General features: G+C 54.1%; 17 protein-coding genes. 16 read left to right on the top strand and 1 reads right to left on the bottom strand.

Annotated features, from left to right (window positions below; all coding sequences use genetic code 11):
- From dnaX to KJ869_05005, 16 genes are all read left to right on the top strand, one after another.
- A complete protein-coding gene (dnaX, locus tag KJ869_05080; GenBank protein ID MBU1576566.1) occupies window positions 1-1,656 on the top strand; it encodes a DNA polymerase III subunit gamma/tau in 1,656 nt (551 codons plus the stop codon).
- A gap of 244 nt (window positions 1,657-1,900) precedes the next feature.
- Window positions 1,901-2,215, top strand: a complete 315-nt coding sequence (locus tag KJ869_05075; protein MBU1576565.1) for a YbaB/EbfC family nucleoid-associated protein — start codon at window positions 1,901-1,903, stop codon at window positions 2,213-2,215.
- 58 nt (window positions 2,216-2,273) lie between these two features.
- Window positions 2,274-2,873, top strand: a complete 600-nt coding sequence (recR, locus tag KJ869_05070; GenBank protein MBU1576564.1) for a recombination mediator RecR — start codon at window positions 2,274-2,276, stop codon at window positions 2,871-2,873.
- Between the two features lie 91 nt (window positions 2,874-2,964).
- Complete coding sequence (locus tag KJ869_05065) at window positions 2,965-3,354, top strand: hypothetical protein (protein MBU1576563.1); 390 nt, start codon at window positions 2,965-2,967, stop codon at window positions 3,352-3,354.
- A gap of 551 nt (window positions 3,355-3,905) precedes the next feature.
- On the top strand, window positions 3,906-5,027 hold the full coding sequence (locus tag KJ869_05060; protein ID MBU1576562.1) for a glycosyltransferase family 9 protein: 1,122 nt from the start codon (window positions 3,906-3,908) through the stop codon (window positions 5,025-5,027).
- 42 nt (window positions 5,028-5,069) lie between these two features.
- Entirely contained in the window at window positions 5,070-6,149 is a 1,080-nt protein-coding gene (locus KJ869_05055; GenBank protein MBU1576561.1) for a glycosyltransferase family 9 protein, read from the top strand.
- 56 nt (window positions 6,150-6,205) lie between these two features.
- Window positions 6,206-6,958, top strand: coding sequence for a DUF3108 domain-containing protein (locus KJ869_05050; GenBank protein ID MBU1576560.1), 753 nt, complete (start codon window positions 6,206-6,208; stop codon window positions 6,956-6,958).
- 20 nt (window positions 6,959-6,978) lie between these two features.
- Complete coding sequence (locus tag KJ869_05045; protein MBU1576559.1) at window positions 6,979-7,938, top strand: hypothetical protein; 960 nt, start codon at window positions 6,979-6,981, stop codon at window positions 7,936-7,938.
- Entirely contained in the window at window positions 7,935-9,005 is a 1,071-nt protein-coding gene (locus KJ869_05040; protein MBU1576558.1) for a mannose-1-phosphate guanylyltransferase, read from the top strand. The genes KJ869_05045 and KJ869_05040 overlap by 4 nt, the downstream gene beginning before the upstream one ends.
- Window positions 9,006-9,033: 28 nt before the next feature.
- On the top strand, window positions 9,034-9,477 hold the full coding sequence (locus KJ869_05035) for an SPOR domain-containing protein (GenBank protein ID MBU1576557.1): 444 nt from the start codon (window positions 9,034-9,036) through the stop codon (window positions 9,475-9,477).
- Window positions 9,474-11,495: a Na/Pi cotransporter family protein gene (locus KJ869_05030; GenBank protein ID MBU1576556.1), complete on the top strand. Its 2,022-nt coding sequence runs from the start codon at window positions 9,474-9,476 to the stop codon at window positions 11,493-11,495. The genes KJ869_05035 and KJ869_05030 overlap by 4 nt, the downstream gene beginning before the upstream one ends.
- 18 nt (window positions 11,496-11,513) lie before the next feature.
- Window positions 11,514-11,816 carry a late competence development ComFB family protein gene (locus KJ869_05025; protein MBU1576555.1) on the top strand — a complete coding sequence of 101 codons (303 nt, stop codon included), beginning with the start codon at window positions 11,514-11,516 and terminating at the stop codon, window positions 11,814-11,816.
- A gap of 300 nt (window positions 11,817-12,116) precedes the next feature.
- Window positions 12,117-12,455, top strand: a complete 339-nt coding sequence (locus tag KJ869_05020; protein ID MBU1576554.1) for a hypothetical protein — start codon at window positions 12,117-12,119, stop codon at window positions 12,453-12,455.
- Entirely contained in the window at window positions 12,452-13,429 is a 978-nt protein-coding gene (locus KJ869_05015) for a PorV/PorQ family protein (protein ID MBU1576553.1), read from the top strand. The genes KJ869_05020 and KJ869_05015 overlap by 4 nt, the downstream gene beginning before the upstream one ends.
- A gap of 71 nt (window positions 13,430-13,500) precedes the next feature.
- Window positions 13,501-14,574, top strand: a complete 1,074-nt coding sequence (locus KJ869_05010; protein MBU1576552.1) for a glycosyltransferase family 4 protein — start codon at window positions 13,501-13,503, stop codon at window positions 14,572-14,574.
- A gap of 95 nt (window positions 14,575-14,669) precedes the next feature.
- A complete protein-coding gene (locus KJ869_05005) occupies window positions 14,670-15,413 on the top strand; it encodes a VCBS repeat-containing protein (protein ID MBU1576551.1) in 744 nt (247 codons plus the stop codon).
- Here KJ869_05005 and KJ869_05000 read toward each other — a convergent pair.
- The coding region (locus KJ869_05000) for an IS1595 family transposase (protein ID MBU1576550.1) at window positions 15,395-15,834 on the bottom strand (440 nt) is incomplete at its 5' end. The two genes, KJ869_05005 and KJ869_05000, sit on opposite strands and share 19 nt — an antisense overlap.

Raw genomic sequence — 15,834 nt, 5'->3', positions numbered from 1 at the left:
ATGTCCTACCTTGTTTTAGCCCGCAAGTGGCGCCCCCAGAACTTCGAGGAGATCGTGGGCCAGGATCACGTAACCACCACCCTGCGCAACGCCATCCGCACCAAGCGCACCGCCCACGCCTACATCTTCGCCGGGGCCCGGGGGGTGGGCAAGACCACCACCGCCCGCATCCTGGCCAAGGCCCTCAACTGCGCCGAGGGGCCCACCGAGACTCCCTGCAACAAGTGCACCTCCTGCCTGGAGATCACCGGCTCGCGCAGCATGGACGTGCTGGAGATAGACGGCGCCTCCAACCGCGGCATCGACCAGATCCGCGACCTGCGGGAGAACGTCAAATACACCCCCACCCAGGGCAAGTACAAGATCTACATCATCGACGAGGTCCACATGCTGACCAAGGAGGCCTTCAACGCCTTGCTGAAGACCCTGGAGGAGCCTCCGGCCCATGTGGTCTTCATCTTCGCCACCACCGAGGTGCACAAGGTGCCCATCACCATCCTGTCCCGCTGCCAGCGCTTCGATTTCCGCCGCATTCAGCTGAACGAGATCGTGTCCCATCTCAAAAAGATGCTGTCCGGCGAAGCGGTCAAGGCCGATGACGAGTGTCTGTACATCGTGGCCAAGAAGGCCGAGGGCTCCATGCGCGATTCCATCAGCCTGATGGACCAGCTGATCGCCTTCAGCGGGAACAGCATCAAGGCCGATGACGCCCGGCAGGTGCTGGGCCTGGTGGACGAGGAGATGTATTTCAAGACCCTGGAACTGGTGAGGGCCCACGACAAGCCGGGCATCCTGTCACTGATCGACCAGGTGGCCGTTGGCGGCTACGACTTGCAGGAGTTCATCCTGGGATGGCTGGCCCACCTGCGCAAGCTGCTGCTGATAGCCGCCGGCTCCGGCAGGACCGCGGCCGAGGAGATGACCCCCGATGAACAGGAGAAATTCACCCAACAGGCCCAGGGCCTGGATGACCGGGATATCTTGCGGATGGTCAACATCCTGATCGACGCCGAGGCCACCATGAAGCGCAGTTCCCAGGCCCGGCTGATACTGGAGATGGCCTGCCTGCGCCTATGCAATCTTGACTCCACCGTCCGGCTGGAGGAAGTGATAAAATTATTAAACCAGGGCGGGGACGATCCGAAGAAAGAGGAACAGCCGGCTCCGGCCGTAAAACCCTTCAAGCCGGCTAAACTGGATGTCAGTCCGGTAAAAGAAGAACCGGCTGAATACACCGTTTCCGCCGAGCCGGTGAACCAGGACTTCGAATCCCTGTGGCAGAGGCTGATAACAGCGGTCCAGGAGCGGCATATGACCGCCGGGACCTGCCTGGCCTCGGCTCGTCCCGTAGGGGTCAGCGACGGCAGTTTGATACTGAGCTTCGGCCCGCAGGCCAACTTCCATAAAAAATCTCTGGAGGACAAGATCTACCAGGAGCTGATCCAGGAGGAGACCCTGAAATTATGGGGGCAGAAACTTAAGGTTATCTGCCAGATTGAAAAAAGCCAGGCCCCCCAGGCCTCCCAGACGCCGCAGGTAAAAGAGACCGCCAAGCGCCTGAGCCGGCAGGATGAGGTAGACCGCAGGAAATCCGAGGTCATGGAATCGCCCCAGCTGAAGAGCTTCATGGATGCGGTGGACGGCGAGGTGGTGTAGCCCTGTCATCCTGAGTACACTTCGAAGCGACACAGGTTGTAGGAGGGCAGTATTCACCCGTTCGGCTTGTCAGACATGGTGCCGGGCTCAGGGTGACAATCGAATTAAATAATAAAAGGGCTGTCATCCTGAGTAAACTTCGAGGAGACACGGGCTATAGGAGGGCAGTATTCACCCATTCGGCTTGTCAAACAGGGTGCCGGGCCAGGGTGACATTTAATATTGAACACACTAAGGAGACACGATGGCCAAGGGAATGGGGGATATTTTAAAGCAGGCCCAGATGATGCAGACCAAAATGGAAAGCATCCAGAAAGAACTGGCCAATAAGCGGGTGGAGGCTTCGGTGGGCGGCGGCATGGTCAAGGTGACGGCCGACGGCCAGCAGAATATCCTGGATATAAAGATCTCGCCGGAGATCATCAAGCCCGAAGAAGCCGATATGCTGCAGGACCTGGTTCTAAGCGGTGTGCAGGAGGCCATCAAGATGTCCCGCGACCTGGCGGCCAAGGAGATGTCCGGCCTGACCGGCGGCATGAGCCTCCCGGGGATGTTTTAAACCTCTCCCTCATCCCCTCCCCTCGAGGGGAGGGACAAGGGTGGGGTAGAAAGAATATATGCATTACGGATCGGAAATACTGTCGCGCACCATAGACGAGCTGATGAAGCTTCCCGGCATCGGGCGGAAGACCGCCCAGCGCCTGGCTTTCTATCTGCTTAAGTCCAGCAAAGAGGATGCGGTGGCCCTGGCCAACGCCATCGTGGAGCTTAAGGAGAAGGTCCGCTTCTGCGTCCAGTGCTACAACGCCTCGGAGAACGACCTCTGCACCATCTGCCAGGATGTCAAGCGGGAGTCATTGCTTATCTGCGTGGTGGAGGAGACCAACGACCTGCTGGCCATCGAGAAGACCTCGGAGTTCAAAGGGCTGTACCATGTCCTGCAGGGGCATCTTTCGCCGCTGGACGGCATCGGCCCGGACGACCTGCGGATACGGGAATTGATGGTAAGGTTGGAGAAGACCGAGGTGAAAGAGATGATCATCGCCACCAACCCCAACGCCGAGGGTGAGGCCACCGCGCTGTACCTGATGAAGCTGGTCAAGCCGCTGGGGATAAAGGTGACACGGATAGCCCGGGGTCTGCCGGTGGGCAGCGATCTGGAGTTTTCCGACGAGGTGACATTGAGCCGGGCCCTGACCGGCCGGCAGGAGATGTGAGAGCTTAATAATTACAAATATACACTAAGTGATTTATAACAATTACTATGAAAACATTTATCATAAATCTTTATATAATTAGGCGGGGGTTATGCGTGTAAAGTGCAAATATAATCGCGGATATCAAATCAAGGGTATTAGAGCAGAAGGGGAAGAAGATGAAGCTGTATATGACTTAAGCATTGGTAAAGAATATGATGTTTTCGGTATGGATCTTGCGGATGGTATAGTATGCTTATTGGTTTGTGATGACTATAGCCTTCCCAATTGGTATTCTACTGCGTGTTTTGATATTTTAGATGATAAAATTCCCGATTGGTGGTATTACCGGGACTTTTTTACAGAACCGGATATTCTTGTAAAAGCGTCTTGGGGTTATAAGGAGTTGATCAAAGACAATGAGCACCATGATGCATTATTAGAAAGAGAACCGGATGCTTTGGCAATATTTAAAAGATATGTTGATGAATTAGGGAAGTAAATAATAGCGTAGGCAACGGCGTATCCTATTGTGCCCTGCGGTTAAGCCGCAGGGCACAGCAATAACCGCAAGTTCACCCGTTCGACTCGACCGCGATACGGTCTCGCTCAGGGCAGGCTGTCAAGGAGCGGGACTGGTCGGGGCTGGATTACTTCGGGGCGCGGTATTATAATAAGATTTAATAGAAGTAAAATATCCGATTACTTTGGAAACGGCCTTACGGGCCGTTTTTTATTTTACCATTGATAGCACATTCTCAACCAGGTTGTTGATCACCAAATGAAAAGGTCGTCGCGAGATGACTCTTATTTTACAATCGAAGCGTCTTCTCCTGGCTTTAAAAAAGCAAGCAGCTCGGGGATTGCTTCGTTTGCGTCAAGGAAAGTAAATCTCGCAATGACTAAGAGTGATGATAAAAGCTATTGAAACGGAGGGCAAAGCGTTAAAGTTCAAACCATGCATATTTCTGTTGCAATTTCCCTTTATTTTGTTATAATAAAACCCTAAAGTCGTAAATTGTAATATATTAACTTACTTATAGGTTACGAAATTTGAATCCCACCATAGACTGCAAGGATTTTAACGGCTACAAGCCCTGCCGGCCGGGCTGGCTGTGCGAGACCTGCCAGGAGCAAAAGCCCCGCGGCAAAAAGATACTGATCATCAACCTGGACGCCCTGGGCGCGGTGCTGATGACCACCGCCCTGCTGCCGGCCATCAAGCGCAAGGATCCCCAGAGCACCATCCATTGGGTGACCCTGCCGATGGCCATTCCCCTGCTGCAGAACAACCCCTACATCGACAAGCTCTGGCCCTACGATTTCGAGACCGTCAGCATCCTGCAGGCCATCAAATACGACAAGATCTATTCCATCGACAAGGCCTACCGCTCGGATGCTTTGGCCATGCTGGTTCAGGCCGAGGAAAAGCTGGGCTTCGCCCTGGACCAGAACGGGGCCATCACTTATTTCAACCCCGAGGCCGAATACGCCTACCGCCTGGGCATCGACGACGATCTGAAATTCAAGAAGAACCAGGTGACCGGGATACAATTCCTGGCCCAGGCCATGGCGCTGGATTACCAGGGCGAGGACTACGTGTTGGAGCTGACCCCGGAGGAGAAGGCCTGGGCTGCGGCCTACCGCCGGAACAACGGGATCGAGAAGAACGAGGTGGTTATCGGCTTCAATACCGGCTGTTCCGACCTTTTCCCCAACAAGAAGATGACCATCGAACAGCATCTGGAACTGATCGGCCGGATCCAGAACGAGCTGCCCAATGTCCGGATAATGCTGCTGGGCGGAAAGGCCGAGAGCCAACGCAACAAGGAGATCAAGGACCGGGCCGGGGCCTTTATCATTAACAGTCCCACCGACGAGGGCATCCGCCGGGGCATGGTCTACGTGGACGCCTGCGACCTGGTGATCACCGGGGACACCTCGGCCATGCACATGGCCATTGCCCTCAAAAAATATGTGGTGGTCTGGTTCGGGCTGTCCTGCGCCAGCGAGATAGAACTGTTCGGCCGGGGGGAGAGGATCGTTCCCGACCTGGATTGCAGTCCCTGCTGGAAGAAATCCTGCGACAGCCTGGAATGCGTAAAAGATCTGGACCTGGGGGCCATTTTCCAGGCGGCCAAGAAGGGATACAATCATCTCAAAATAAGACATTGACCTCTCCCCTACCCCTCTCCTAATGCTTTAGGAGAGGGAAGGGTGAGGTTAAATTTAAAATATTTCTTCAGTAAATTGTCTAATAAAACATACAAAAACATACTGCTGGTAAGGACCGACCGGATCGGGGATGTGATCCTGTCGTTGCCCGCCGCCGCTCTTTTAAAGGATATTTATCCCGGATGCCGGATCACATTTCTGGCCCGGGATTACACCGCCCCGCTGATCGCCCTTTCAAAATCGGTCGATGCGGTCATCAACGATGATCCAAATCTTAACGCCCGGGCGCTGGCCAAGAGGCTTAAAGACCATGATTTCGATCTGGTCGTGGTGCTGCACCCCACCAGCCGGCTGGCCTGGGCCACATGGCTGGCCGGGATCCCGGTCAGGATCGGCACGGCCTACAGATTATACAGCCTTTTATTCAACCGCCGGGTGAAACAGCACCGCAAGTTCAGCCTGAAGCACGAGCTGGAACACAATTTGGCCCTGGTGAGATCCGGGCTGGGCCTGCCTTCCGGCGAGGGAAAAGAATACCTACCGGAGATAATTATCCCGCCGGACCTGAAGGAGCAGACGGCCAGGAAACTGTCCGGCATCATAGACATCAACCAGCCGTTCATCGTCATTCATCCCGGCAGCGGGGGGTCGGCCAGGGATTGGCCAATCCAAAAGTTTGCCAAGGTGATAGATCGAATTCAGAATTCAGAATTCAGAATTCAGAAAATAAAAGTAGCCGTGACGCTGGGGCCGGGCGAAGAACACATCAAAGAAAAACTGCAGGCTTATCTTAAGACCCAACCGGCCTGGGTGTCGGGGTTGTCCCTGCCGGAGCTGGCCGCCTTTCTGTCGCAGGCAAAATTAATGGTGGCCAACAGCACCGGGCCTCTCCATATTGCCACGGCGGTGAGGACTAGGGTGATAGGACTGTACTGCCCGATGATCCCCTGCCACCCCAAACGCTGGGGGCCGTATGGTCCGGGGCATGAGACCCTTGTCCCGCCGGTTGAACTCTGCCGCAAATGCGTCGGGCAAAAATGTCATGAATACGACTGCATGGAGAAGATCACGGTGGATGCGGTTTTTGCCCGGACCGTAGAATCATTCAAAAACAAGTTTTAATTATTTTATCGGGAATTATGAATTTGTCAAAAAGACCGGTTCCTTTGTTTTGCTTTTTGTCTGTTCTGCTTATATCAAGCATGGCCATGGGAGACAGCACTGCGGTAGACACTTTGAAATCAGTTAACCCCGGGAAAAAACTGAAACGCGGAGAGAAGCTGACCTATTCCATAGAATATGCCGGGATCAATGCCGGCTATTCCTTCATGCGGGTGGACAGCGAGCTGACCTGGGCCGGGGGCCGCCGGGCCTATCATATCGTTAACGAGACCTGGTCCAATCCCACTTTTTCGTTCTTCTACCGGGTGCACGATCGGATCGAATCCTTTGTCGATTACGATAAGATGTACAGCCTGCGTTATCAGAAGAAGATCCGGGAGGGCAAATACCGCCACGAGGAGTCGGTGGAATTCGACCAGGAGAATAAAAAAGCCGTCTACAGCACCGGCCAGATTATCGATCTGATCCCGGAGGCCAAGGACATCCTGATCTCCCTGTTCTGGGCCCGGCTGTTTCCTCTGGAGGTGGGCCAGTCCATCTACATCGACAACCACACCGACAAGAAGAATTATCCCCTGGAGGTCAAGGTCTATCGCCGGGAGACGCTGAACACCATTTTCGGCAAGGTGGAATGCCTGGTGGTGGAGCCGGTCTTAAGGACCCCGGGCCTGTTCGAGAGCAAGGGCCGGCTGTGGGTGTGGCTGACCGACGACGAAAGGAAGATCCCGGTGCTGATGAAGAGCAAGATCCTCATCGGCTCCATCAACGCGGTGCTCAAGGAATACAACCCCGGCATCACTGAAAAGTAATCATTATTTTAGGAACGATAATGGGAAGATATCCCGAGGCCGATCTGACGAAGGTCAAGCGTCACTCAATAGCCAAACGAAAGAGCCGGGTGGGACGAGACAATTTGGCTTCGATACCCGATCCGGGAAAGCCGCTGGAGGATTTCATCAATGGCCTGCCCGATATCCTCAAGGCCCGCGACCTGCGGGAGGTGGCGGCGGCGGTGATCGGTGCCCGCCGCAAAAAGCGCCCGGTGATCCTGATGATGGGGGCCCACCCCATAAAATGCGGCCTGAACCCGGTGATCATCGACCTGATGAAAATGGGCTTCATCACCGGCCTGGCCACCAACGGGGCCGGGGCCATCCACGATTTCGAGATGGCCTGCTGGGGGCGAACCTCGGAGGATGTTTCGGCCGGGCTGGAGGACGGGTCCTTCGGCATGGCCCGGGAGACGGCCGACCTGATCAACGGGGCGGTCATCCAGGGCGACGCCCAGGAGCTGGGCTTCGGCGAATCCCTGGGGCTGATGCTGAACGAGGAGAAATTTCCTTATATCAACCACAGCCTGCTGGCCGAGTGCTATCGCCTGAAAATCCCTTTCACGGTCCATGTGGCAGTAGGCACCGACATCATCCACCAGCATCCCTCGGCCGACGGGGCCTCAATAGGCAGCGCCAGCCACCGGGATTTCAGGATACTGGCTGCAGAGACAGCCAGATTGTCGGGCGGGGTGGTCATCAACCTGGGGTCCTCGGTGATACTGCCGGAGGTCTTTTTAAAGGCCCTGACCGTGGCCCGCAACCTAGGCCACCCGGTGAAAAACTTCACCACCGCCAACTTCGATATGATCCAGCATTACCGCCCCAACCTCAACGTGGTCCGCCGTCCGATTTCCTGTGGCGGCAAGGGATATTCCATCACCGGCCACCATGAGATAATGCTGCCCTTGCTGGCGGCCATGATAAAGAGCAAACATATCAGCAGAAAGGGAAAATGAGCAACATCTATGCCGTGGTCCTGGCCGGGGGAAAGGGCGAGCGTTTCTGGCCAAAAAGCCGGGAGAACAAACCCAAACAACTGCTGGCTCTGGCCGGCCAGAACAGCATGCTGCAGGAGACCCTGGATCGGGTGGAATCTTTGACCAGCCGGGAGCGGCAGTGGGTGGTGACCAGCGCCGATCTGATCGAGCCCATCAAACAGAGCGGGATAAAGGACGTCAGGCTGATCGGCGAACCGATGGGGCGCAATACCGCCCCGGCCATCGCTGTGGCGGCGGCCGAGATATTCAAAGAGGACCCCTCCGGGGTGATGATGGTACTGCCATCGGACCACCACATAGGGGACATAGAGATGTTCCGCCAGGTGCTGTTGCAGGGCATGGAGCTGGCTGAAAAGGACTACCTGGTAACCATCGGACTCAAGCCCGACCGGCCCGAGACCGGCTACGGATATATCGAACGGGGGGAGGTCCTGCCGGATTGCCGCATTCCCTGCTTCATGGTAAAAAGCTTCCGGGAGAAACCGGATATGGAGACCGCCCGGAGATTCTACCGCAGCGGGTATTTTTACTGGAACGGCGGGATCTTCATCTGGAAGGCAGCCGCCATCCTGCAGAGCTTCAAGCAGCACATGCCCAAACTGTACGAACCATTGATGGAGTGGCAGGCCCAGGGCGGCCTGGCGGCCGGCAGGGAGAAGTTCGCCGAATTCTACCAGGCGGTGGAGAAGATATCCATCGACTACGGGATTATGGAAAAGGCCGACAAGGTGGCGGTGATCAAGGGTGAGTTCGGCTGGGACGACCTGGGATCGTGGGAGGCCCTGGAGAGGTTCCATCCTAAGGACCAGCGGGGCAATATCAAGCTGGGCCAGGTGGAAATGCTGGATTGCCAGGACAATATCGCCCTGTGCGATGAGGGCCTGGTGGCGGCGGTGGGGGTCAGCGACCTGATCATCGTCAAATCTGGCAATGCCGTGATGGTCTGCCCCCGGTCAAAGGCGCAGGAAGTGAAAAAATTACTGGAACAGGTAAGGGCCAACCAAGACCTGAAAGAATATCTATAAACAATTTTCATGGGCGAAGGAGACCTTAATGAAGATCAAACATTTATCAATTATCCTGATCCTGGCGGCGCTGGCGGGATGCTCCGCCAAAAAACCAGCGGTGCAGGAGCCGGTCAAGGAACCGGTTGTCCAGGAGCCGGTCAAGCAGCCGTTCACCGAAGTCACCCCGGCCGCTCCGGCCCCGGAGACCACGGGGAGCCAGTATGTTGGCAGCAAGGGGGCGGTCCAGAGCGTCTGGGGGTGGAGGGTCCAGATATTCGCTTCGGCCACCCTGGAGAACGCCCGCAAGGTGGCCGAGGAGGCCAGGTGGAAGTTTGGCGACCAGCAGATCTATGTCTCCGAGGCCGAGCCCTATTATAAGGTGCAGGTGGGGAATAACCTTACCCGGCGGGATGCAGATAATCTCAAGAGCCGGGCCAAGGCCCTGGGATATAAAGGGATCTTTGTGATAGAGGTCAACCTGGCCGAGTGAGCCGGATCCCAAAAATATTGCTGTTAGGCCTGGCGGCATCGCTTTTTTCAATGCCGCTGTGGGGGGCCGATCACCGCATCAGCAAGGCGGTGGATGCTCTGGGCAACGATGTCTCCGGCGACCGCCAGGCGGTGACCATCGGGAAGCCGGCCGGCCATCCCCTGGTGGTGCAGATCACCGATGCCCGGGGCCGGCCGGTGGCCGGGGCCAGGGTGGCCTTCGTGCCGGTGGGAGAGGGCACCGCCGAGGTGGAACCCGATACGGCGGTCTCCGACGTCAAGGGCAATGCCATCTGCCGGATCATTCCTCATAAGCAACTGGAGACGATCTATATTCAGGCGCACCTGGCCACCGATTCCAAAAAGGCGGTCACCTTTTCTTTCAACTCCTACCAGAATCACTGGTGGCTGATATCATTGCTGGGGGCCATCGGCGGCCTGGCGCTCTTTCTGTTCGGCATCAGATTCTGCTCCCGGGGCCTGCAGAAGGCCGCCGGCACCAAACTGAAACAGATGCTGTGGAACCTGACCGACAACCGCTTGAAGGGCCTGGGGGTGGGGATTCTGGTGACGGGCATCGTCCAGTCGTCCACCGCCACCACCGTAATGCTGGTGTCCCTGACCAACGCCGGGCTGATATCTTTGAGACAGGCGCTGGGGGTGATCCTGGGGGCCGATATCGGGACCACCATCACCGTCCAACTGATCGCCTTCAAACTGTCCGATTACTGCCTGGCCTTGGTGGTGGGCGGATTCCTGGCCATGATGATAGCCGGAAAGCGGCCCTGGAGATATTATCCCCAGATAGTATTCGGCTTCGGCCTTATTTTCTACGGCATGAAGCTGACCGCCGATTCGTTGCTTCCCTTGAAATCCATGCCCTGGTTCCTGAGCCTGTTCGCCGGGATGGGTTCCCTCCCGCTGCTGGGGGTGCTGATCGGAGTGATGTTCACCCTGCTGGTGAGGTCCTCGGCCGTCACCATCGGGATAATGCTGACTTTGGCCTTTCAGGATATTATAGCCCTGCCGGCCGCCATGCCCATAATCATCGGGGCCAACATCGGCACCTGCGGAGCGGCCCTGATGGCGGCCTGGGGCGGCAATCAGGAATCGATAAAGGTGGCCTGGGGGCACACCATCTTCAAGGTCCTGGCCGGAATCGCGGCCCTGATCTTTATCGTTCCTTTTATAACATTGGTTCAGAGGTTCGGGGGAGATACCGCCAGGCAGATAGCCAATGCCCACACCATTTTCAACGTGCTGGCCTCGCTGCTCTTCCTGCCCTGGCTTAAGCCGTTCGGGAAATTTCTCAACAGGATGGTTCCGGTGGTCTCCCCCCGGCAAAAAATATTCGGGCCAAAATACCTTGATGAGCGGGCTTTAGAAACGCCGTCGTTGGCTATCGGCCAAGTATCCCAGGAGTTACTGAGAATGGCCGACCTGGTCAGGGATATGCTGGTCCGCTCCTGTGATGTTCTGGAAAAGAACGATATCAATCTGAGAAACCAACTGGTGGCCGATGACGATAAGGTGGACCTGCTGGAGGAGGCCATAACCCCCTTCGTGGTCAAGATAACCCAGGAGGACCTCTCCGGAGACCAGTCCAGCCGCGGGGTGGAGTTGCTGTATATCGTCAATGATATCGAGAATATCGGTGATGTGATCAGCAAGAACATCATGGGACATGCCGCAAAGAAGATCGAACAGCATCTGGCCTTTTCCGAGGAAGGGATGGATGAAATCAAATCGCTCTACCGGGAAACCCTGGCCACCCTGGATATGGCCATAGGAGCCCTGGCCTCCGGCGATTTGGAACTGGCCAGAAATGCTCACAACCGCAAGGATCAGGTGCTGGCCCTGGAAAAGGAGCTGTATAAAAAGCACCTGGGAAGGCTGCAGGCGGGATTCAAGGAATCCCGGGAGACCAGCACCATGCATTTGGACCTGCTGAGCGATTTTGAACGGATAAATTTTCATGCCAGCCAGATAGGGGCCGCCCTGCTGGGCCGGGCCAAATAAAAACAAAAGGAGAAACAGATGGCAAAGCTCACCAACTATACCGAAAAGCTGGTAAAAGAGGAACTGAAAAATGTATTGCTGGCCCGGGGCGACCTTTGTCACTGCCGCACCTGTCAGCTTGATATTATGGCTTTCGCGCTAAATAAGCTTCCTTCTTATTATGTGGCCAGTGAAGGGGGGCATATTCATACCATGGTCAATATGTCCACCTCCCAGCTGAAGGTGCAGGTTATTGCCGCGCTGGTCAACGCCATAGACGCTGTGGCCAAACATCCCCGCCACAACAGCAAGAAGGGGCTTAATACCGTATCCCGAAAATAGAGCATCCCGTTTTCTGTGATTCAGACAGTAGACCTTTCTTAAATTCGAAGCACGAAACCCGAAACACGAAACAATATCAAATGACAAAATACAAATGTTCAAAACCGCGGCACTCACGAAGTGGATCGTTGCTTGGGTCATTTGGATTTGGAATTTCGGATTTGTTTCGGATTTCGGATTTTTAGTCTTTAGTCCAGTGTCTAAATTGCAGATCCTGTTTTGCCTGGCGCCGGTTGTGTTGACAATCGGCTCCTTTTCGGGTAACATTAGACCGGAAGTGTTCACACCAGTGAGGATATAATGACCTATTTCAAAAGCTATAATAAAAACGCCATTGGTTTGGAGAATGACTGGGGCGATCTGTTCGAACTGCTGTCCAGCCTGGACAGCACCGAGATCGAGGCCTGGTTCGAGAGCCGTTCTCAGAGCGGGTTCACCCTGGAGGAGTTCGTTCATTTTTTGAACAACCTGGAGCACGAGGAGGTCCAGGACTGGCTGTGGATGCACCGTCAGGAGTTCGCTTCGGTGTTGGCCCGCCCATCGTTCAATTTCGACAACAGCCAGATCATCGATTCGGACGACCACTGGCAGAAAGTGTTCTTTCTGTCGCCCAATAACCAGGGGGACATCAAGGAATGATCAAAAGGCTCAGCATACTGATAATCGCCCTGGCCGCTGTCGCCATTCCGGCCCGGGCCGAGGACAGCGGGTTTTCCTTCCTGCGGGTGCCGGTCAAGGCCCTGCCGGCCTCGCTGGGCGAGGCCACCGTGGCCATGGGGGGCGATGCCTCATGTATTCTTTACAATCCGGGGGCACTGCCTTACTGCAATATCAAAAAGATCTCGGCCGGGTATGTCAATTATATCGCCGGCATCCAGATCGGCAATATAACCTATGTCCATCCCTTAAAGGAAAAATCCGCCGCCGGCCTGTCATTGTCCTACCTGAACAGCGGCGATATAAAACAGACCACCCTGCTGGATCCCACCGGAGCGGGACTGGGGGATTTCAACTACTCGTCTTTTGTCCTCCAGGCCAGTTATGGACGGGAACTTCTTAAAGACCTTTACGCCGGAGCAAGCCTCAAGGGCATCTACGATAAGACCCTTGAGTATTCGGCGGCTGGCGGGGCGGTTGACCTGGGCTGTATCTACCAGCTGGACCCGGCCATGGTGGCCCAAAAGATTTTTATGGCCAAGGGAAAAAGGAACTACGGGACCAGTCTGAAACTTGGGTTGTCGGTTAATAACATCGGGATGGTGGCCAAGGCTTTCGTCGCCACCAAGGAGAAGATGCCTTTGACGGTCCGGGCCGGAATGGAATACCGTCCATTCTCCGACCAGCTGGTCATTTTGCTGGCCGGCAACAAGGCTATCGACAATTCCTTCAAAATGAATTTCGGCACGGAATTGAATTTTATAAAACATCTGTCACTTCGGCTGGGATACAACGGCAATCTGGGGGATATCCAGAACGGTTCTGACCTAGACGACTTTGCCGGCCTGGGTGCCGGCTTCGGCATCAAATACAAAAAATATTCCATAGACTACGCCTACACGCCTTTCCCCGGATTGGGCCACCCCATGAGGCTGGATCTATCGCTTGAAATCTAGAATGTCTTGACCATGGGGCGGCTTTGACCGCCCGTTTTTTGTTTGAACTTATTACTGGAAAATCAGATCACATGAAAGTAGACATCATCAACGATCAGCCGGAACACAGCGGGGCCGGGGTATATGCCTGGAATCTGTACCGGGCATTAAAAGACCAGGCAGGTATAAGATTCGTCTATTATAATTACCAGGCTGGCTCCTGTGACTTTTACGGCAAAAACGGCATGGACAGCAGACTCTCGGTAGCTAAATCAATCGCCAAGCCTCTTTTCTGGAAAAATTGCAGCAGGGCCTATGAACACTGCGAAAATATCCACATTCTAAGCCAGAACCTGTCCTTTCTTAAGCCCGGCAAAAGGCGGATAATAACCTGCCTGGACCTGATCCCGCTGATAATGCCGGGCTCGCTCCTGGAAAAATACTGGCGCCGGATATTATATTCGGGAATTAAAAAGGCCGATCATATCATCTCCATCTCCCAGGCCACCAAGGATGACCTGGTCAGGTTCTACCGGATAAGCCCGGATAAGATCACCCCCATCATGCTGGGGGTCTCGCCGGAATACCATCTCCGGGACAAGACAGAATGCCGGCAGAAATTGGGCCTTTCGATAAGCGATAAAATTATCCTGCATGTCGGCACCCCGGCCCCCAGGAAAAATTTTATTACAGTTTTAATGGCCTTTAATCAGATAACCAAGTCCCGGCAGGATGTCCTGTTGCTTAAGGTGGGACGGATATCGAATGCGGAGCAGGCATACATATCATCGAATGATCTGTCCGGCAGGGTCCTGGTCAGGGATAATATCCCAGGTGATGACCTGCCGCTTTATTATGCCGCCTCAGATATCCTGGCCTTTCCTTCGCTATACGAGGGATTCGGCCTGCCGGTACTGGAGGCCATGGCCTCGGGCTGCCCGGTGATAACCTCCAACACCACCTCTCTGCCCGAAGTGGCTGGCGATGCCGGGATAATGATTGATCCCACCAATCAAGAATCGCTGAAGAACAAGATATTGGAAATACTGGAGAACATCAGATTATCTGACGAATTGACTCAAAAGGGACTGCTTCGGGCTAAGATATTTACCTGGGAGAATACGGCGGAAAATACGTTGGCGGTCTATAAAAAAGTCTTCGAATAAAAATATTTATTTTTTGCTTGACACCGGGTATCATTAGAGGTATATTTCTAGTATAAATAGTCATGCTTTGGAAAATAATGTTTAGGAGTAAAATAATGAAAAAGATAGCGGGGATCATCATCATGGCCTGTCTTTTTGTGGTCGGGCAGAATGCCTGGGCCGAAACCTGGCGGGAGGCCAGCCAGGCAGATTTCGCTGACGGGGATTTTAATGCCAATGTTTTTACATCCACGGAAGGTAGCGACAGCGGGTGCTTGAAATCCAATCCGGGATCAACGTATGACTTAAACAAAGATGGCAAATCGGATCTGGTGATCAGCAATATGCAGGGCAGTAATTCATATATCTATTGGGGCACGGAAACTGGGTTTGACAGCACTAACCGAACGCTTTTGCCTACAAGCGGTGCTACGGGTAACTCTATAGCTGATTTGAATAGGGATGGTTGTTTGGATATTTTATTCAGCTGTTTTTATGGTAGCTATTCAATAATATACTGGGGCAGCAAAGACGGCTTTAACAATGGTGATACGACCTTGCTGGGCTCATCTGGCGCTCATGGTAATTATGTATGTGACTTGAATCATGACGGTGGTTTGGACATCATAATATCCAATTGGTGGGGTTCGGAATCTTATATTTACTGGGGAGACAATAAGGGGCATTTTACCAACTATAATAGGACGGCATTGCCTACAAGTCAGTCATACGACGTTGCCGTGGCAGATCTAAATAAAGATGGTCGTTTGGATATCGTTTTTTCCAATGGCTGGGATCCTTCGCATAATTCCTTTAATGCTTATTCCCTTTACTCACCAGATTACGCAGGATTGGGGTAAAATGGCCGTTCTGGCTCTGTAAATCCCCGTAAAGTCCTTGGTTCTGCCAGCAGGGTAAGCCGTAAAATATCGTTAAAGACCTCTATTGGGTGCTGGCGGGCGTTAAATCTGGTGGTATATTCGTTCAAGTAGTTCTGAACGTGCTTTTTTGACACGAATTTATGGGTTCCTATCAGCCAGGATTGCAAATTTGCGAATACTCGATGAACCCTTGGTAGCTTTTTACTGGCATCCTCCGGGCTGTCAAGACGCATGAGCTTGTGGACATACCCAATTTTAGATAATCCGTTGTAGCCCTTCCAGCCATCAGTCCTGATGGTGCTATGTGGCATTACATGGTCTTTGACAAACGAATTGATGTTGACCTGGCTGGCCGATTCCACCGAGCGCAGGCGGATCTGACCAGAAACGGTCTTTTTGG

Source organism: Candidatus Edwardsbacteria bacterium (assembly GCA_018821925.1).
Taxonomy (GTDB): Bacteria; Edwardsbacteria; AC1; order AC1; family EtOH8; genus UBA2226.
This window is presented reverse-complemented; position numbering and strand designations above follow the sequence as displayed.

Bases quoted from the DNA above. Each gene is read 5' to 3' on its own strand.
- dnaX (MBU1576566.1), top strand. From the start codon at position 1: ATGTCCTACCTTGTTTTAGCCCGCAAGTGGCGCCCCCAGAACTTCGAG.
- KJ869_05075 (MBU1576565.1), top strand. From the start codon at position 1,901: ATGGCCAAGGGAATGGGGGATATTTTAAAGCAGGCCCAGATGATGCAG.
- recR (MBU1576564.1), top strand. From the start codon at position 2,274: ATGCATTACGGATCGGAAATACTGTCGCGCACCATAGACGAGCTGATG.
- KJ869_05065 (MBU1576563.1), top strand. From the start codon at position 2,965: ATGCGTGTAAAGTGCAAATATAATCGCGGATATCAAATCAAGGGTATT.
- KJ869_05045 (MBU1576559.1), top strand. From the start codon at position 6,979: ATGGGAAGATATCCCGAGGCCGATCTGACGAAGGTCAAGCGTCACTCA.
- KJ869_05040 (MBU1576558.1), top strand. From the start codon at position 7,935: ATGAGCAACATCTATGCCGTGGTCCTGGCCGGGGGAAAGGGCGAGCGT.
- KJ869_05035 (MBU1576557.1), top strand. From the start codon at position 9,034: ATGAAGATCAAACATTTATCAATTATCCTGATCCTGGCGGCGCTGGCG.
- KJ869_05025 (MBU1576555.1), top strand. From the start codon at position 11,514: ATGGCAAAGCTCACCAACTATACCGAAAAGCTGGTAAAAGAGGAACTG.
- KJ869_05020 (MBU1576554.1), top strand. From the start codon at position 12,117: ATGACCTATTTCAAAAGCTATAATAAAAACGCCATTGGTTTGGAGAAT.
- KJ869_05015 (MBU1576553.1), top strand. From the start codon at position 12,452: ATGATCAAAAGGCTCAGCATACTGATAATCGCCCTGGCCGCTGTCGCC.
- KJ869_05010 (MBU1576552.1), top strand. From the start codon at position 13,501: ATGAAAGTAGACATCATCAACGATCAGCCGGAACACAGCGGGGCCGGG.
- KJ869_05005 (MBU1576551.1), top strand. From the start codon at position 14,670: ATGAAAAAGATAGCGGGGATCATCATCATGGCCTGTCTTTTTGTGGTC.